The 17,903-nt window shown below is 66.7% G+C and carries 17 protein-coding genes; 7 read left to right on the top strand and 10 right to left on the bottom strand.

Translation table 11 applies throughout. The features are described from left to right. Nucleotides 1–46: 46 nt before the first annotated feature. Nucleotides 47–766: an HAD family hydrolase gene (locus C8J26_RS03280; protein WP_244185132.1), complete on the top strand. Its 720-nt coding sequence runs from the start codon at nucleotides 47–49 to the stop codon at nucleotides 764–766. A 218-nt stretch (nucleotides 767–984) separates the two neighbouring features. Further along, a complete protein-coding gene (locus tag C8J26_RS03275; RefSeq protein ID WP_244185131.1) occupies nucleotides 985–1,578 on the top strand; it encodes a cupin domain-containing protein in 594 nt (197 codons plus the stop codon). Nucleotides 1,579–1,702: 124 nt separating this feature from the next. Here the strand turns inward: C8J26_RS03275 and C8J26_RS03270 are convergent, their stop codons facing one another. From C8J26_RS03270 to C8J26_RS03255, 4 genes are all read right to left on the bottom strand, one after another. Further along, nucleotides 1,703–2,197 carry an SgcJ/EcaC family oxidoreductase gene (locus C8J26_RS03270; protein ID WP_107956688.1) on the bottom strand — a complete coding sequence of 165 codons (495 nt, stop codon included), beginning with the start codon at nucleotides 2,195–2,197 and terminating at the stop codon, nucleotides 1,703–1,705. Nucleotides 2,198–2,362: 165 nt separating this feature from the next. Further along, the gene (locus C8J26_RS03265) at nucleotides 2,363–3,631 is read right to left on the bottom strand and encodes a DUF445 domain-containing protein (protein WP_208631310.1); all 1,269 of its coding nucleotides are present in this window, start codon (nucleotides 3,629–3,631) and stop codon (nucleotides 2,363–2,365) included. Nucleotides 3,632–3,718: 87 nt separating this feature from the next. Beyond that, complete coding sequence (locus tag C8J26_RS03260) at nucleotides 3,719–6,949, bottom strand: efflux RND transporter permease subunit (RefSeq protein ID WP_107956687.1); 3,231 nt, start codon at nucleotides 6,947–6,949, stop codon at nucleotides 3,719–3,721. Between the two features lie 5 nt (nucleotides 6,950–6,954). After that, nucleotides 6,955–8,133 (bottom strand): efflux RND transporter periplasmic adaptor subunit, encoded by a 1,179-nt coding sequence (locus C8J26_RS03255; RefSeq protein WP_056412252.1) that lies wholly within the window; start codon nucleotides 8,131–8,133, stop codon nucleotides 6,955–6,957. 229 nt (nucleotides 8,134–8,362) lie between these two features. Between C8J26_RS03255 and C8J26_RS03250 the strand changes: the two genes are divergently transcribed. Further along, the gene (locus C8J26_RS03250; protein WP_107956686.1) at nucleotides 8,363–9,100 is read left to right on the top strand and encodes an SIMPL domain-containing protein; all 738 of its coding nucleotides are present in this window, start codon (nucleotides 8,363–8,365) and stop codon (nucleotides 9,098–9,100) included. A 112-nt stretch (nucleotides 9,101–9,212) separates the two neighbouring features. Here C8J26_RS03250 and C8J26_RS03245 read toward each other — a convergent pair whose 3' ends face one another. The 3 genes from C8J26_RS03245 to C8J26_RS03235 all read right to left on the bottom strand — a co-directional run bounded on the left by C8J26_RS03245 (nucleotide 9,213) and on the right by C8J26_RS03235 (nucleotide 10,194). Then, on the bottom strand, nucleotides 9,213–9,470 hold the full coding sequence (locus C8J26_RS03245) for a GlsB/YeaQ/YmgE family stress response membrane protein (protein WP_056412258.1): 258 nt from the start codon (nucleotides 9,468–9,470) through the stop codon (nucleotides 9,213–9,215). A gap of 93 nt (nucleotides 9,471–9,563) precedes the next feature. After that, on the bottom strand, nucleotides 9,564–9,863 hold the full coding sequence (gene sciP, locus C8J26_RS03240; protein WP_056412261.1) for a CtrA inhibitor SciP: 300 nt from the start codon (nucleotides 9,861–9,863) through the stop codon (nucleotides 9,564–9,566). 103 nt (nucleotides 9,864–9,966) lie between these two features. Next, nucleotides 9,967–10,194, bottom strand: a complete 228-nt coding sequence (locus tag C8J26_RS03235) for a hypothetical protein (RefSeq protein WP_056412264.1) — start codon at nucleotides 10,192–10,194, stop codon at nucleotides 9,967–9,969. A gap of 195 nt (nucleotides 10,195–10,389) precedes the next feature. Between C8J26_RS03235 and mnmA the strand changes: the two genes are divergently transcribed. Next, nucleotides 10,390–11,499, top strand: a complete 1,110-nt coding sequence (mnmA, locus tag C8J26_RS03230; protein WP_107956685.1) for a tRNA 2-thiouridine(34) synthase MnmA — start codon at nucleotides 10,390–10,392, stop codon at nucleotides 11,497–11,499. Nucleotides 11,500–11,513: 14 nt separating this feature from the next. Then, nucleotides 11,514–11,762: a UvrB/UvrC motif-containing protein gene (locus C8J26_RS03225; RefSeq protein WP_056412271.1), complete on the top strand. Its 249-nt coding sequence runs from the start codon at nucleotides 11,514–11,516 to the stop codon at nucleotides 11,760–11,762. Between the two features lie 151 nt (nucleotides 11,763–11,913). On the opposite strand, the gene C8J26_RS03220 is transcribed toward C8J26_RS03225, so the two are convergent. From C8J26_RS03220 to pdxH, 3 genes are read right to left on the bottom strand one after another with little or no spacing between them, the layout of a single operon-like run. Then, entirely contained in the window at nucleotides 11,914–12,705 is a 792-nt protein-coding gene (locus tag C8J26_RS03220; RefSeq protein ID WP_107956684.1) for a PhzF family phenazine biosynthesis protein, read from the bottom strand. After that, the gene (locus C8J26_RS03215) at nucleotides 12,702–13,649 is read right to left on the bottom strand and encodes a cation diffusion facilitator family transporter (protein ID WP_055881558.1); all 948 of its coding nucleotides are present in this window, start codon (nucleotides 13,647–13,649) and stop codon (nucleotides 12,702–12,704) included. The genes C8J26_RS03220 and C8J26_RS03215 overlap by 4 nt, the downstream gene beginning before the upstream one ends. Beyond that, nucleotides 13,646–14,224, bottom strand: coding sequence for a pyridoxamine 5'-phosphate oxidase (gene pdxH / locus C8J26_RS03210; protein ID WP_107956683.1), 579 nt, complete (start codon nucleotides 14,222–14,224; stop codon nucleotides 13,646–13,648). Before pdxH ends, C8J26_RS03215 begins: the two co-directional genes overlap by 4 nt. A gap of 112 nt (nucleotides 14,225–14,336) precedes the next feature. Between pdxH and ku the strand changes: the two genes are divergently transcribed. After that, on the top strand, nucleotides 14,337–15,224 hold the full coding sequence (gene ku / locus C8J26_RS03205; RefSeq protein WP_107956682.1) for a non-homologous end joining protein Ku: 888 nt from the start codon (nucleotides 14,337–14,339) through the stop codon (nucleotides 15,222–15,224). A 116-nt stretch (nucleotides 15,225–15,340) separates the two neighbouring features. Then, a complete protein-coding gene (ligD, locus tag C8J26_RS03200) occupies nucleotides 15,341–17,872 on the top strand; it encodes a DNA ligase D (protein WP_107956681.1) in 2,532 nt (843 codons plus the stop codon). The last annotated feature ends 31 nt before the right edge of the window (nucleotides 17,873–17,903 follow it).

Below are 17,903 nucleotides of genomic sequence, written 5' to 3'. Positions count from 1 at the left end.
GCGGCAAACCGACTGGATCGGCAAGGTGAATGCGGCGTAAGTCGCGATGATGACCGAAATCTATCCTGCCCGCCCGTCCGGCGCGCCGTCCGTCCGCCTCGCTATCTACGATATGGACAAGACGATCACGCATATGCCGACCTGGACGCCGTTCCTGCTCCACACCGCGCGGACCAGCGGTGCCCCGTGGCGGCTGGCGCTGGTGCCGTTCGCCGGCGTGGCCGCGCTCGGCTATGTCGGACGGCTGATCAGCCGGGGTCGGTTGAAGTACGTCATGCAGCGGATGATGCTCGGCAAGCGCCTGTCCCCCGCGCAGGAACGCCGCAGCGCGGAGGCGTTTGCCGACCGGGTGGTGCGCGACGGCGTGTTCGCCGGCGCGCGCGCGCGGATCGAGGCGGACCGCGCGGCGGGCTACCGGCTGGTCATGGCGACCGCATCGTACCGTTTCTATGTCGAGGCGATCGCCGAGCGGCTGGGCTTCGACGCGGTGATCGGGACGGAGAGCCTGCGCGATGCCGACGGCCATCTGCTGGCCGGGATCGACGGCGAGAACTGCTACGGCCCGGCGAAATTGCGGATGATCGAGGCCTGGATGGCCCGCGAAGGCATCGCCCGCCAGGACGCGCATGTGCGGTTCTATTCGGACCATGTGTCCGACGCGCCGACCTTCGACTGGGCGGACGAGCCGTTCGCGGTGAATGCGCATGGGCCGCTGCGGTTGCTGGCGAAGGCCAAGGGCTGGCCGATGCCCGACTGGGAGCGCTGACAGCCGGGTGCCGGTGGATCGTCACCTGGGCCATGGATACCGCGGGACCGGCGCAACATGGTCGGAAACCGATCTTGAATGCGGTCGCTGCAACGGGGCCGAACTGGTCTTTCATCCGAATTTTCGATAGAGTTCTTTTCGTTCGCAGCTACCGTCGGTCCGTCACGAACGCGTGCTGCACGTCACCTTCAGGAGGACGTATGGAACGCCGATCGATCTTGTCCCTTCCGCTGGCGATGCTGGTCGGAGGTACCGCGTTGCACGCCGCGTCGGAGGACACGATTGCACCGCAGCGCTCCGATCCAGTTGGCACGACACCCGATCCGGGTCCGGCCAGTGCGTTGCCGGTCGCGGTGGTGCGGGCCGGCAGCGACCGGACCGGACAGAAACGCCAGATCGGCGTCAGCGCGACAAGCTACAAGGTCGTCACGAGCGATGCGAAGGGCGACCTGTTCGTCATCGAGCAGGCCAATCAGCGCCGGGGCGGCCCGCCGCTGCATGTCCACCATGGCGAGGACGAACTCTTCTACGTCCTCGACGGCGAATATGCGGTGCAGGTGGGCGAGACGCGCTATGCGTTGAAAACGGGGGACTGTATCCTTGGCCCGCGTGGCGTTCCGCATGCCTGGGCCTTTGTCGGGCCCACGGCTGGCCGCCTGCTCCTGAGCTTTGCCCCTGCCGGCAAGATGGAAGCATTCTTCAACGCGTGGGAGCAGAACGGCTTTGGTCCAGGCGGCTATTTCACGGAAAAGGACGATGGCTTGATGCGGTCCTACGGCATGGAACGCCTCGGCCCCCCGCTCAAGTTCTGATTCGTGCCGGCCAAATGGTGACGAGGTATCGCCGGCGCGCGGCTGGCGCCGATCTCGGATGAACCATGCCCGGGGGGATCTCGCGCGCCATGGCGCGGTCCGATGCAGACACGCGGTTCCCTGCTCACCCTTCCGTGGCAAGCGTCTCTTTGGTCAACTGTCCTGCGGCGACCCTCCATCCGCCACGGCTGCGTACCGCGACCAGGATCATCGCCCGCTCGAGCCCGGCGATGGGTTTGCCGTCCTTCAGGAAATCCATGTGGAAGAAGATCGTCGCCACGTCGGGGGTAAGGACATGAACCTCGGGCCGATCGCGTCTGGCGATGGTCGTGTTCCTCGCCCAGCCTTGGCCCGTATGGATGCCCGCAAATGCAGCGGTGATCGCCGCACGTCCCTCGGTCCGCTCCTCTGCGACCGGGACCCAGACGGCGTCCGCCGTATAGAGCGACTCGAACGCCTTTGGATCATGGCTATTCCAGGCGGCGACGAAGCGATCGGGCAGGATGTCCGGGGACTGTGGTGCGGCGATCGCCGCGCTCGATAGCGCCACCACGCCGCAGATCATGTGCCTGACCATCTCGCATGCCCCCAGCCCGATGTCCGAGGCAGGGTCTACCATGCGGCGGCCCGGACCGCAGCGTCGTTTCCTGCCAGTTTCGCCGGATCGATGCGCGGGCCCCGGTAGACGGATCGGCCGCAGGCTACCGGCCCTTGTCGGGCGTGGCCTCGTCTTGCCTGCCGCCGTCCCGTGGATGACCGCAAGCCGGTCAAATGCAGCTACCCGTTACAACAGCACGTCGACGCTGTGGATCACCAGCCCCACCAGGCCGCCGACGATCGTCCCGTTGACGCGGATATATTGCAGGTCGCGCCCGACGGCATTCTCCAGACGGCTGGTGATCGTGTCCGCATCCCAGCTGCGCACGGTGTCGGATACGAGCTTGACGATGCCATCGCCATAATCCGCCGCCGCGCCGACCGCGGCGCGGCGCACGAACCGGTTGATCGTGCGCGACATCCGCGGGTCGTGATGCAGCGTCTCGCCGAACTGGCGCAGCACGTCGCCGAGCTTGCCCGCCATCGCACGTTCGGGATCGCGCGCGATCGCCAGCAGCGCACCGCGCGCCTGTTCCCACAGCCCGTCGAGCCAGCGCTGCATCGCCGGGTTGTCGAGCAGGTCGTTCTTCATCGCCTCGACGCGTTCGCGCATCCGGCGATCATATTGCAGGTCCCAGGCGAGCCGGTCGAGCCCCTCCTCCGCCTTCAACCGGAGCGGATGCTCGGGATCCTCTGCCATTTCGGCAAGAAGGCGGTCGAAGCCGCTGATGAGCTTGTCCGCGACGGTCGTGTCGAGCCCGGTCCAGCGCAAGATCGAGCCGGCCTTGTCGTGGACCATCGCGCGGACAAGGTGATCGTTCGCCGCCAGCGTCTTGGCGGACCAGCGGATCGCGCTTTCGAGCAAGGGCGCGTGCCGGCGTTCGGCGATCGCCGCCTTGAGCAGCTGGCCAAGGATCGGCGAGACTTCGGTCGCGCGCAGGCGGGTGGCAATCCCTGCCTTGACCATGCCGCCGAGCCGCGCGGGATCGAGCCCCTCGAGGATCTGTGCGACCAGTTTGGACGCGCCCTGCCGGAAACGTCCGCCTGCGCCTTCGGGCGGATCGGTCAGCCAGCGCGAGATCGCGCCGGCGACGTCGAGCCGGCGCGTGCGCCGCGCGATGACGACGGGGATCAGGAAGTTCGCGCGGAGGAACTGCGCGAGCGTGTCGCCGATCCGATCCTTGTTGCGCGGCACGATCGCGGTATGCGGGATCGGCAGCCCCAGCGGATGGCGGAACAGCGCGGTAACCGCGAACCAGTCGGCCAGCCCGCCGACCATCGCCGCCTCCGCAAAGGCGCGCACGAACGCGAACGCCGGGTGGACGGGGACCAGCGTACGGCTGACGAAAAACGTCGCCGCCATGAACACGAGCAGGCCGGTGGCAACGATCCGCATGCGGACGAGCGCCGCCGGGGCTGCTTCGCCGACCGGGCGCGTGCGGGATAAAAGCGTCATACCCGAAACAATCCCCCAGCGCGCCGAAGGTTCATGCCGGCGCGGCGGTTCGACCATCCAGGTGCAGCGAGGCGGGCCGAAGGGACCTCATTCTGCGGGTTGCGTGCCGTCACCCTGATCCCGGCCATGACCCAGCTTGCCGGTTGCCGGGCCCAGCAGCGGACCTGGATTGGGGCCGGCAATCCCGATCACGTCATCGCCATTGTCGCCCGGACGATAGGTAAGCAGGCGACGACCGAGACGTGGCCCGACACTGCGCTCGATCCCGACGGCAAGGCTGAACGCGGCGGGAATGATCAGCAGCGTAAGCAGCGTCGACAACGCAAGGCCGCCGATCACGACCGTGCCCATCGGCGCGCGCGACGACGAATCGCCGCTGATCGACATCGCGGTCGGCACCATGCCCGCGACCATCGCGACCGTCGTCATCACGATCGGCTGCGCGCGCTTGTGCCCGGCATCGATGATCGCGGTGAACGCATCGACGCCCTTGCTCATCTCGTCGAGCGCGAAGTCGATCAGCAGGATCGAGTTCTTGGCGACGATCCCGAGCAGCATCAGCAGCCCGATATAGACCGGCAGCGATAGCGGCTGTCCGGTCGCCCACAGAGCGAGCAACCCGCCGAGCGGTGCGAGCAGCAGCGACCCCATGTTGACGAACGGCGGCAGCACGCGGCGGTACAGCAGCACCAGCACCGCGAACACGAGGAACGTGCCCGAGATCACCGCGGTGATGAAATTGGTGATCATCTCGGCCTGCCACTTGCTCTGGCCGAGCGTGAGTTCGCTGACGCCGACGGGCAGCGCCTTCATCGACGGCAGCGCATGGACCTGCTTCATCGCGTCCGAGATCACGACGCCGGGCGCGAGATCGGCGCCAAGCGTGATCTGGCGCTGCTGGTTGACCCGGTCGATCTTCGTCGGGCCCGAGCCGAGGCCAATATCCGCGACGAGGTTGAGCGGCACCGAGCCCCCCGACGCGGTCGCGACCGGCAGGTTCTGGATCGTCGACAGGCTGGTCCGCGCCGACTGGTCGAGCGCGACCCGGATCGGGATCTGGCGATCCGAAAGCGAGAAGCGCGCCGAGTTCTGGTCGATATCGCCGAGTGTCGCGATCCGGATCGCCGACGACAGCGCCTGCGTCGTGACGCCGAGATTGGCGGCGAGATCGAAGCGGGGGCGGATGACGATTTCGGGGCGCTGCATCCCGCCCGACACGCGCGGTGCGGTCAGCGACTTGAGCGAGCCCATGTCGGCGACGATCTTGTCCGCGGCCTTTTGCAGCTTGGCGGGATCGCTGCCGCCAAGCACGACGGTCACGTCGCGCCCGCTGCTGCCCCAGCCCGACTGCGACCGGAACGAGACGCGCGCATCGGGGATCGCGGTCATTTGCGGTGCGAGCCGGCGTTCGAAATCGACCGATTTTTCCTTGCGGTCGGCGCGCAGGTTGGCGGTCACCGTCCCGCTGCCGACGCGCGTGCGCGCATAGACGGTGGCGACCTGCGGCTGCTGGCGAAGGATCTCGCCGACGCGCGCGACGACCGCGTCGGTCTGCGCGAGCGTGGTGCCGGGCACCATCTCGATCTGCGCGGTCGAATCGTCCTCGTCGCGGGTCGGCTGGAACTGCGAGGGGATGACGGTGAACATGAACAGCGTGATCGCGAACGCCACGACGCCCGCGCCGATCGCCCACATCCGGTGATCCATGACGCGGTTGAACATCTTGCGGATGCCGCCGCGCGCACGCCACGCCGCCGCCTTGCGACTGTCGAGCGTCCAGTGGAGCGTGCGGACATACCAGTCCATCAGCTTGCCCTCGCCGTGGCTGGCATGGCCAAACGACTTGAGGAAATAGGCCGCGATCATCGGCGTGACGAGACGCGCGACCGCGAGGCTCATCAGCACCGCGGCGACCACGGTCAGGCCGAAATTCTTGAAGAACTGCCCCGCGATACCCGGCATCAGCGCGACCGGCAGGAACACCGCGACGATCGCCATCGTCGTCGCCAGCACCGCGAGGCCGATCTCGTCGGCGGCATCGATCGAGGCCTGATAGGCGGACTTGCCCATCCGCATGTGCCGGACGATATTCTCGATCTCGACGATCGCGTCATCGACCAGCACGCCGGCGACGAGACTGAGCGCGAGCAGCGTCATCCCGTTGAGGTCGAAGCCGAGCAGATCCATGAACCAGAAGGCGGGGATCGCCGACAGCGGGATCGCCAGCGCGGAAATCGCGGTCGCGCGCCAATCGCGCAGGAAGATGAAGACGACGATGACCGCGAGGATCGCGCCCTCGATCATCGCGTGGATCGCGCTTTCATACTGCGATTCGGTATAGTCGGTGCTGGTGTAGCGCTGGACGAACTTGACCGACGGATTGCGCTTTTCGAGCGCACGCAGCTTGTCGACCGCGGCGTGATAGACGGTGACGTCGGACGCCCCCTTGGCACGCTGGAAATCGAACGTGATCGCCTGGCGCCCGTCGACGGTCGCGCGGCTGCGCTGCTCGGCATAGAGGTCGCGGACCTGCGCGATGTCGGCGAGGCGGACGGTGCGGCCATTGCCGACGTTGATCTGCGTCTGGCCCAGATCGCTCGCGTCGCGCGCATTGCCGAGCACGCGGATCGACTGTTCGGAGCCGGCGATCTCGGCACGCCCGCCCGCCGCGTTGAGATTGACCTGTCGCAGCTGCGCGTTGACCTGGCTTGCGGTCAGCCCCTGGCTCTGGAGCTTCAGCGGATCGAGGATCACGCGGATCTCGCGGCTGACGCCACCGTTGCGGCTGATCGTCGCCATGCCGGGAATCGACAGCAGTTCCTTGGTGACGGTGTCGTCGATGTACCAGGACAGCTGTTCGACGGTCATGTCGGTGGTGATCGCCGCGAAGCTCGCGACGTCGTTGCCGCTGGTGTTCGCGCGGTAGACCTGCGGTTCGAGGATGCCCTCGGGAAGATCGCTGCGGATCTGCGCGATCGCGTCGCGCACGTCATTGACCGCGCGGTCGATCGGCGTGCCGATGGTGAGCTGGATCACCGTTTCCGAATTGCCTTCGGTGACGGTCGAGTTGATCTCGTCGATGCCCTGCAGCGAGCGGACGGCGGCCTCGACGCGCTGCGTGACCTGCGTCTCCATCTCGGTCGGCGCGGCACCCGGCTGGCTGACGACGACGATCGCGATCGGGAAGTCGATGTCGGGATCGCGGTTGACGTCCATCCGCATGAAACTGACGACGCCCGCAAGCATCAGGGCCAGGAACAGCACGATCGGCGGAACCGGGTTGCGGATCGACCAGGCCGAGATGTTGCGGAAGTTCATGGCTGTCAGCTCGCCTTCTTGGTGATCGGCTTGACCGTCTGACCGGGCGCCAGGAAGCCGCCTGCGGACTGGACCACGCGCTCCGACCCGTCGAGTCCGCCCGCGATCGTCACGCCGGCATCGGACACCTGGCCGATCGTGACGTTGCGCCGCGCGATCTTGTCGCCCGGTCCGACGATATAGACGTAATTGCCCTTCTCGTCGCTCTGCAGCGCCGAATCGGGGAGCAGCGGCGCCTGAGTCACGCCGCCGACGATCGTCGCCGCGGCGAACCCGCCGGGACGCAGCGCAGGGTCATATTTCACCGCGATGCGCGCGATCCCCTGGCGGGTCTGCGGATCGATCACGGGCGAGACCTGCCAGACTTCGCCGGGATAGCCCTGCGTCGTGCCGACCGGCACGACCGTCGCACGGGCACCCGCACGCAGCCCGGCGAGATCGGCCTCGCTCAACTGCGCGCGCATCTCCATCTGGCCGCCCATCGCCATGCGGAACAGCACGCCGGCCGATGGCCCGACGATCTGGCCGGGCTCGACGCCGCGGGTCAGCACGAGCCCGGCGGCGGGCGCGCGGATATCGAGCCGGCCGTTGCGGGCACGCGCCTCGCCGAGCGTGGCCTGCGCGACCTTCACGCGCGCGGCGGCGGCATCGCGAGTCGCCGCCTTGCGCTGGAGATCGGCCTTCGAGATGAAGCCGCGATCGACCAGCTGCTTCGCGCGATCGAGCTCGGCCTGCGCGATCGTCTCGTCGGAACGCGCGACGGTGACCGATGCGGCGAGCGACGCTGCGGTCTCGGTCTGGACCGACCGATCGACCGTGGCGAGCACCTGCCCCGCCGCGACCCAGGTGCCGGGCTCGACCAGCACACGCGTGATCATCCCGCCCTCGCCCGCGACGCCGACCGGCATCTCGCGGCGTGCGGCCAGCGTTCCCGTCGCGGAGATCGTCCGATCGACCATCTGACGCCCCGGCACCACGACCGTGACGCTCGGCAATTGTGCATTGGGCGATGCGGCCGCGGCGTCCTTCTTGCCGGACTTGAACGCATAGACCGCGGCGACGATCGCGAGCACGAGGATCACCGCGATGATGATGTTGCGGCGGCGGTGCGACGGCGCACTATAGTCCGGCAACGCCAGTTGCTCGTCGCTATCGCTGCCGACCATCTTCGTCTCGTAATTCATGCGCGCCACAATCCCACTTCCGACCGGCCTTGTCTCGACCCGCTTCGCCGTTCACACGCTGTGTTATCTGAATAAGTCACCGTGCTCAAGCCCCTCGACGAGCGCGGAACGAAGACATGCTTCGAATCCGATCTATCCGCAATGCAGTTCGACAAGGTCCGGGACGTTCAGCTTGTGTTGACCTGCGCGGCGCCACACGCCGAAACACTGTTACACGGGAGACATAGTCATGAAGATCGCATCGTTCCTTACTGCGCTTGCGGGCGTCGCGGTCGTGCTGCCGGGGGCGGCTGCCGTCGCGCAGACCGCGCCGACCACGGTCGAGCCGATGATCCCGGCAGCGGGTACCGTGCTCGACGTGACGGCGGAGGGGCGGACGACGCGCGTGCCCGACCTCGCGACGATCCGCGCGGGCGTCGTCTCGCAGTCGACGACCGCCGCGGCAGCGCTGACCGACAATGCGCAGCGGATGGCGAAGGTCCTCGCGGCATTGAAGCGTGCAGGCGTAGCGCCGCGCGACGTTGCGACGTCGTCGGTCCAGCTCGCGCCACAATATCGCTATGCCGAGAACCAGCCGCCGGTGATCACCGGATACCAGGCGACCAACACCGTCTCGATCCGCTTCCGCGACGTGGCGAAATCGGGCGCGATCCTCGATGCACTGGTCGCAGAGGGCGCGAACCAGATCGATGGACCCAATCTGTCGATCGACAAGCCTGAGGCCGCGCTCGATGAAGCCCGGAACGACGCGATCGCGCAGGCCAAGCGTCGGGCGGACCTTTACGCCAAGGCTGCGGGGCTTCGCGTGTCGCGGATCGTGTCGATCGCCGAATCGGGGCAGGACACCGGCGGCTCGCCGCAGCCGATGTTCCTGGCGCGCGCATCGATGGCCAAGGACAGCACGCAGATCGCGCCGGGCGAGAAGGACGTGACGGTCACCGTGTCGGTGCGGTTCCTGCTGAACTGACCCTTCCATGATCCTCCCCCGCCAAGGGGGAGGATCGCTGCACGCTTTACGCACGAAAAAGGCCGCCCGGTTGCCCGGGCGGCCTTTTCCGTTTCGCGTGACGATGCGAAGCTTAGCGGACGCTACCGCGACGCACGAGGTTCACGATCGCGAGCAGGATGATCGCACCCAGCAGCGACACGATGAACGAGGTCAGCGTCAGCGGCGCGTTGTTGATCGAGCCACCCGACAGGATCAGACCACCGATGAATGCGCCGACGATGCCGACGACGATGTTCAGAAGGATACCCTGCTGCGCATCAGTGCGCATGATCATGCTGGCAATCCAGCCGATGACGCCGCCGATGATCAGCCAAAGAATGAGACCCATGATATTTTCCCTCCGTTGAACCCGTATCCGGGCGATGGCGGAAAGACGTGCGAGCAGTTATTTTTGTTCCGCCCGCGTTTTGAGTTTTGGATCTCAGTACTTTTGCTGGCGCTCGTACAACGACTTATAGTGCTGGATCCGCGTGACGCGGAGCCCGGGCATGCCCGATCGGTCGATCGCGCGCTGCCAGCTGGCAAATTCCTCGACGGTCAGGCCATAGCGCGCGCAGACGTCGTCGACGCTGAGCAACCCGCCATTGACCGCAGCGACCACCTCGGCCTTGCGACGAACCACCCAGCGCGTGGTGCTGGGCGGGGGCAGCGTATCCAGCGTCAGCTGTTCTCCGAGCGGACCGATGACTTTGCCGGGACGGATTTTCTGGTTCTCGATCATTTGTAACCTCTGATCGGGGCGGGGGGCCCCCTCTCGATACGCGAACGCGACATATAGTCGCGGGATTTGAAGATCGGCTGAAACGCCGCGGTAAACCGCATCTTCACTCGTCCTTCCACCGGGTTAATGCCGTTGCCATCGGCCCGTTGAACGCACCGTGAAGCGGCGCGAACAGTTTCGGATCGATCGTCGCCCGCGCGAAGCTGGCCTGCACCACCGCGGTCGGGCTCGCTGCCTGGCGGGCGGCGATACCGACGATCAGGACCGCGAGATCACCCGGAAGGACGGTGACCTCTGCGTCGCGATCGAAACGGGGAAAACTCAGGTCCAACGGGATACTCGCGCTTAGTCTTGGGAAGCCCGGTATAACGCGAGGGGGTGAAGGGACCGTAAAACTCGGCGAAAGAGTTCGTGAACTTGTCGCTTTATTCCAATGTCTGGTCGCGTTTTTCGCTCCATTCACCTTGATCGACGTTAACGGTCGCATCTTTTTGCAACGGCTCGCCGTCGCGCTTATGTAGCGCGCATGGATCAGACCGATTTTCAGCTCGGGCCAGAGATGGCCGCAAAGCGCATCGTCGTGGCGATGTCCGGTGGCGTCGACAGCTCGGTCGTCGCCGCGCTCGCGTATGCCACCGGCGCCGAGACGATCGGCGTGACGTTGCAGCTCTACGATCATGGCGAGGCGATCGGGCGTGCGGGCTCGTGCTGCGCGGGGCGCGATATCCGCGATGCGCGCGCGGTGTGCGACCGGCTCGGGATCGCGCATTACGTGTTCGACCATGAGACGAGCTTCCGCGAGCAGGTCGTCGACAAGTTCGCCGACGAATATCTCGCCGGGCGCACGCCGATCCCGTGCGTCCAGTGCAACATGGGGCCGAAGTTCACCGACCTGCTGAAGCTGGCGCGCGATCTGGGCGCGGATTGCCTGGCGACGGGGCATTATGTCCGGCGGGTCGAGGGGGCGAACGGCGCCGAACTGCACCGCGGTGCCGATCCGGCGCGCGACCAGAGCTATTTCCTGTTCGCGACGACGCAGACGCAGCTCGATTATCTGCGTTTTCCGCTGGGTGGCCTGCCCAAGGCGCGCGTGCGCGAGATCGCCGCCGAACTGGGGCTCGGCGTCGCGGCCAAGCCCGACAGCCAGGATATCTGCTTCGTGCCCGATGGCGATTATGCCGGGCTGGTGAAGAAGCTGCGGCCCGAGGCGGCGGAGACTGCGGGCGATATCGTCGATCTGCGTGGCGCGAAGCTGGGCGAGCATCGCGGGCTGATCCACTTCACCGTCGGCCAGCGACGCGGGCTGGAGATCGGCGGCAGCCCCGAGCCGCTTTACGTCGTGCGCGTCGAGCCCGAGACGAAGCGGGTCGTCGTGGGACCGCGGCGCGCGCTGGCGGTCGAGGCGGCGCGGATGACCGATATCAACTGGCTCGGCGGCGACTTCACCGGGCCGCTGACCGCCAAGGTGCGGTCGATGGCGAAGCCCGTGCCCGCGCACCTCGTCGGCGACCGGGTAGTGTTCGATGCGCCCGAATATGGCGTCGCGCCGGGCCAGGCCGCGGTGCTCTATGCGGGCGAGCGCGTGCTGGGTGGCGGCTGGATCGCGGAGACCGAGGCGGCACTCGCCGCCGCCTGACGCGTTGGGGCGGCATGGATATCGAAGACCTTCGCCGCCAGATGGAAGCCGCCGCCGCTGCGATGGACTTCGAAACCGCCAGCCGGCTGCGCGACCAGATCAGCGTGTTGCGCGGTGGTGGCGATGTCGCCGACACCGCCGGGCTGACCCGTCAGCAGCCGGGGGCGATGGGGCTCGGGACGAGCCAGCAGCGCATGACGCCGCCGCCGGGTTGGGTGAAGCCGAAGAAACCCGATCCGATGACCAAGGGGCGGAAGCGGTAAGAACCGGAAGGGGTCGACGTCCCCACCCTCACCACATCGTCATCCCAGCAAAAGCTGGGATATCATCGTGAGGCTACCGTCATCTGCCCCGCATGAAACCCCAGCTTTCGCTGGGGTGACGGTTTGTTTTGGGGTCCCCCCCCTTTCCGCTTCACGGCAGCAGGAACGTGCCCTCGATCGTCGTCACGCACGAGCCGCCGAGCACCACCCGGTCGCCGTCGAGGCGGCAGGTCAGCTTCCCGCCACGCGCGCTCGCCTGATAGGCGGTGAAGCTGTTGCCGAACGTCTTCGCCCAATAGGGCACCATCACCGCGTGCGCCGCGCCCGTCACCGGATCCTCGTTGATCGCATAATAGGGCGTGAAGACGCGGCTGACGATGTCGGTCGCCTGCCCCCGCGCCGCGACGATCGCGACGATCGGGAACGCCGCCAGCGCGGCAAAGTCGGGCTTCAGGTCGCGGACCACGCCCTCGTTCTCGACGATCACGAGCGCATAGCCCTTGTCGTGCCACAAGGTCTCGACGGGCGACTCGATGTTGAGCGCCGCGACGATTTCCGGGATCGCCTTCGGACTTGGCCCCCATGCCGGCAGCTCGAGCGTGTAGCCGCTGCCAGCACGCGCGACCTCGAGCATCCCCGCCTGTCGCGTCCGGAACCGGACCCGGTTGAGCGCGGTATCCGACGACAGCACGAAATGGCCGCTCGCCAGCGTCGCATGGCCGCACAACGCGACCTCGGCACCGGGCGTGAACCAGCGCAGGTCGAAATCGACGCCCTCCTCGTCTGACGCGACGATGAACGCCGTCTCGCTCAGGTTGTTCTCCTGCGCGATGTTCAGCAGCACCGCGTCGTCGAGCCACGCCGCGAGCGGCATGACCGCGGCCTGGTTGCCGCCGAACGGCGTGTCGGCGAACGCATCGATCTGCGCGAACGGTATTCTCATAGACGTTTCCCAAACCAGTGCGGCGTCACGTCCGCCTCGACCAGCGGATTGTCGGTGTCGACATGGCCTTCGGGATCGAGGTGGATCAACACCTCTACCTTGGGGAAGGCGGTGCGCAGGTTGCGCTCGACTGCCTCGACGATGTCGTGCGCCGCGCCGACGGTCAGGTCGCGCGCGACCTCCATGTGGAACTGCGCGAACTCGTGGCTGCCGGAGCGACGCGTGCGGAAATCGTGGATGCCGCGGATGCCCGGCTGGCGCGCGGCGACGTCGAGGAATTGCGCGCGCAGATCCTCGGGCCATTCCTTGTCCATCAGCTGGTCGATCGCGTTCGACGACGCCGAGAACGCCCCCCAGGCGAGCCACAAAGCGATGACGATGCCGAAGATCGGATCCGCGCCGCTCCAGCCGAGATACTGGTCGAGCACCAGCGCGACGATCACCGAGCCGTTGAGCAGCACGTCGGACTGGTAATGGACGTTGTCCGCCAGGATCGCGACCGAGCCGGTCTGGCGGATAATGCGCCGCTGATAGGCGAGCAGGAACACGGTAGCGACGATCGCGATGACCGACACGCCAATGCCGAAATCGGCGCCGGTGGTCGGCTGCGGATCGTTGAACGCGAGGATCGCGCGCCATGCGATGCCCGCGGCCGAGGCGGTGATCAGCATGACCTGGAACAGCGCCGCAAGCGCTTCCGCCTTGCCGTGGCCGAAGCGGTGATCGTGATCCGCAGGCGTCGCGGCGAGCCGCACGCCGTACAGCGTTACGAGCGATGCGAGCAGGTCAAGCGCGGTATCGGCGAGCGAGCCGAGCATCGCGACCGACCCGGTGGTCCATGCTGCAAAGCTTTTCAGCAGCAGCAGGAAACACGCCATCGCGACGCTGGCGAGCGCCGCGCGGGTTGCGAGCGGAATGATCCGGCGCCGTTCGTCCTGGGTCATGGGAACAACAGTCCTTCGGTCCAAGTGCCGGTTTCGCGGGTGAACAGGCGCCGCTCATGTAGGCGGTGCGCGCGATCCTGCCAGAGCTCGATGCGATCGGGTGCGATCCGGTACCCGCCCCAATGCGGCGGGCGCGGCACGTCGCCGCCCTCGAACCGCGCCTGCATTTCGGCAAAGCGGTTTTCGAACGTCTCGCGGCTGTCGAGCGGACGCGATTGGTCGGAGGCCCAGGCACCGAGCTGCGAATCACGCCCGCGCGAGGCGAAATAGGCGTCCGATTCGGCATCGCTCACCATGCTGACGCTGCCCTCGATCCGGACCTGCCGGCGCAGCGACTTCCAGTGGAAGAGCAAGGCGGCGTGGCGGTTGACCGCGAGGTCGCCCGCCTTGCGGCTTTCACGGTTGGTATAGATTACGAAACCATCGGGACCGTGCCCCTTGAGCAGCACCATCCGCACCGACGGGCGCCCATCGGCATCCGCGGTAGCGAGCGCCACCGCGTTGGAATCGTTGATTTCTGTTTCCCGCGCCTCGGCGTACCAGGCGTCGAACAGCGCGATCGGATCTTCGGACATGGCTGCGCCATAGCGAAACTTCGACGCGAGCGAAACCGCGTGAGGGAACGACTCCGACCCGCCGACGATTGACGGTAAATCGAATCGTTTCCGCAACGAAGGAACACCCAGGGTGGCAGCGCGCGCATATTGGCAGGGGCAGATCCGGCTCGCCCTCGTCTCGATCCCGGTCGAGATCTACTCCGCGACGAAATCCGGCGCGGCGGTGTCGTTCAAGCAGATCCACGAGCCATCGGGCCAGCCGATCCATTACGACAAGGTCGTCACCGGCGTGGGCCCCGTCGACACCGACGAGATCATGAAGGGCTATGAGGTCTCGAAGGGCGAATATGTCCTGCTCGAGCAGGACGAGATCGACGCGGTGAAGCTCGAATCGAAGAAGACGCTCGAGCTGACGCAGTTCGTCGATGCGAGCGAGATCGACGTGCTCTATTACGAGAAGCCGTATTTCGTGGTGCCCGCCGACGACCTTGCAGAGGAGGCGTTCATCGTGCTGCGCGAGGCGCTGCGGCGGACGAAGAAGGTCGGGCTAGGCCAGCTGGCGATGCGCGGACGCGAATATGTCGTGAGCCTGAAGCCATGCGGCCGGGGCATGGTGCTGGAGACGCTGCGCTACGCCGATGAGGTCCACAAGGCGCAGGGCTATTTCCGCGACATTCCCGACGACAAGCCGTCCGAGGAGCTGCTCGAACTCGCCGAGGCGCTGATCACGAAGCGCAGCGGGGATTTCCATCCGCAGGACTTCCACGATCGCTATGTCGATGCGCTGAAGGACCTGATCGAACGCAAGCGCAAGGCGAAGGGCAAGACGATCATCGACGACAAGGATACCGGCGCGAAGACCGGCTCGAACGTGGTCGACCTGATGGCGGCATTGAAGAAGTCGATGGAGAAAAGCGGGGGGAGTGCGGCGCCTGAGAAGAAGTCGCCTGCCAAGAAGGCCCCGGCGAAAACCGCGGCCAAGGCCCCGGCGAAAACCCCGGCCAAGAAACGTGCGTAGCCCCCTCGCTCCGACCCCCGTCATCCCAGCGAACGCTGGGATCTCCCCGTTACCCGCCACCCCCCTGCCACACGAGATCCCAGCGTTCGCTGGGATGAGGGCACTGGGGGCAGGCCGTGGCTGACGCTCCCGACCCCCTCGCCCTCTACAATGCTAAGCGGAACTTTGCGAAGACCGCGGAACCCGCGGGCACGCTGGCGCCCGGCAACGGCAACAGCTTCATGGTGCAGAAGCACGACGCCACCCGGCTGCACTGGGACTTTCGCCTCGAGATCGACGGCGTGCTCAAGAGCTGGGCGGTCACGCGCGGGCCGAGCCTCGACCCGGGGGAGAAGCGGCTCGCGGTCCGTACCGAGGACCACCCGTTAAGCTACGCCACGTTCGAGGGCTCGATCCCGGCGGGTGAATATGGTGGTGGCACGGTGATGCTGTGGGACCGGGGGACGTGGTCGCCGATCAAGGGCAAGTCGGCCAAGGATCTCGACAAGGGCCATCTCCACTTCGTGCTCGAGGGCGAGCGGATGAAGGGGGAATGGCTGCTGATACGCCTGAAGCCGCGCGCAAAAGAGAAGCGCGAGAACTGGCTGCTGCGCAAGATCGACGATGCGGCGGCAGGCGGGACGGACGTGCTCGTCGAGGAGGCGCTGACGAGCGTTTCGACCGGGCGGACGATGGTGGAGATCGCGGAGGGGAAATCCTCCCCGGCACGGGGAGGGGGACCAGCGAAGCTGGTGGAGGGGGCGGGCCGCAAACGTACCACCCGCCGTAAAGGTGACGCTGGGGGCAGCCCCCCCTCCACCCCCGCGAAACGTCGCCGCGGTCCCCCTCCCCGTGCCGGGGAGGAGTTTCAGGAGCTGCAGCTTTGCACCCTTGTCGACGCCGTCCCGTCCGGCTCCGCGTGGCTGCACGAGGTCAAGTATGACGGCTACCGCGCGCTTGTCTCCCTCGCGAACGGCAAGGCCAAGGTGTTCACCCGAAGCGGGCTCGACTGGACCGACAAGTTCGCCGCCATCGCCGAGGCCGCCGCCAAGCTCCCCGTCAAATCCGCGCTGATCGACGGCGAGATCGTTGCGTTCAAAAACGGGCACCCCGATTTCTCGACGCTGAAGGACGCGATCTCGAGCGGCGGCGACATGACGTTCTTCGCGTTCGATCTGCTCGCGCTTGACGGCGAAGACCTGACCGCCCTCTCCAACCTCGACCGCAAGGCGCGGCTCGAACCGCTGATCCCGGCGGACGAAGACCGGCTGCGCTATTCCGACCACGTCTTCGGCGCGGGCGAGCAATTGTTCGAGACGATGTGCCGCGAGGGGCTGGAAGGCATCGTCTCGAAACGCGCCGACGCGCCGTATCTCGGCAAGCGCACCAAGGCGTGGCTCAAGGTCAAGTGCACGCATCGGCAAGAGTTCGTGATCGTCGGCTGGCTGCCCTCGGATAAGAAACGCGGGTTCAAGTCGCTGCTGCTCGGCGTCCGCGAGGGCAAGGGCTATCGCTATGCGGGCAAGGTCGGGACGGGGTTCGACCAAGCGGTGATGGACGACCTCCGCGACAGGCTCGACGCACTCGACCGCAAGACGCCGACGGTCGATGCACCCAAGGCCGCGGTGCGCGGCGCGAAATGGGTGACGCCGAAACTGGTCGCCGAAATCGCGTTCGCCGAGGTTACGCCCGATGGCGTGCTGCGCCATTCGAGCTTCATCGGGCTGCGTGAGGACAAGGCGGCGAAGGACGTCGTCGCCGAGACCCCTGCTCCGCTACCCGCTGCGGAAGAGAGCGCAGCGCCGGTAACGACCGTTACGGTCAGCAGCCGCGACCGGCTGATCTTCGAAGACTCGGACGTCACCAAGGGCGATCTCGCGGACTATTATGCCGCAGTGTCGGGGATCATGCTGCCGTTCGCGGGCAATCGGCCGATCAGCCTCGTCCGCTGCCCGCAGGGCCGGTCGCGCGCGTGCTTCTTCCAGAAACACGATGCGGGCAGCTTCGGCGATGCGGTCCACAAGGTGCCGATCCGCGAGAAGGACGGATCGACCGAGGATTATCTGTATGTCGACGATGCGGATGGGCTGGTCGCATGCGTGCAGATGGGGACGATCGAGTTCCATGGCTGGGGCTCGTCGAACGCCACGCTGGAGAAACCCGATCGGCTCGTGTTCGATCTCGATCCCGACGAGGGGCTCGACTTTGGCGACACGAAGACGGCCGCCGAGCATCTGAAGAACCAGCTGGCGGAACTGGGGCTGGTCAGCTTTCCAATGCTGTCGGGGGGCAAGGGCGTGCACGTCGTCGTGCCGCTGACCCCGCAGGCGGAATGGCCGGCGGTGAAGGATTTCGCCGACCGGTTCGCGCGCGCGCTGGCGGGGGCGGAGCCGGAGCGCTTCGTCGCGACGATGGCGAAGGCAAAGCGGAAGGGGCGGATCTTCATCGACTGGCTGCGCAATCAGCGCGGCGCGACGGCGGTAATGCCGTATTCGGCGCGGGCTAGAGCGGGGGCGCCGGTGGCGGCGCCGGTCTCGTGGAGCGAATTGCGCGATATCGAGACGGCGGCGCGCTGGGGCGTCCGCGATGGGGCGGAACTGATCGAGCGGTCGGGGTCACGGGGTCTGGAGGGTTGGGGTGTGGCGGATCAGGTTCTGCCGGATTTGTGAGAGGCCCCTCCCCCATCCACCACCCCGGCGG

Source organism: Sphingomonas aurantiaca (assembly GCF_003050705.1).
GTDB lineage: Bacteria > Pseudomonadota > Alphaproteobacteria > Sphingomonadales > Sphingomonadaceae > Sphingomonas > Sphingomonas aurantiaca.
Note: the sequence above shows the minus strand (reverse complement) of the source record. Positions and strands in the feature narration are given on the sequence as shown.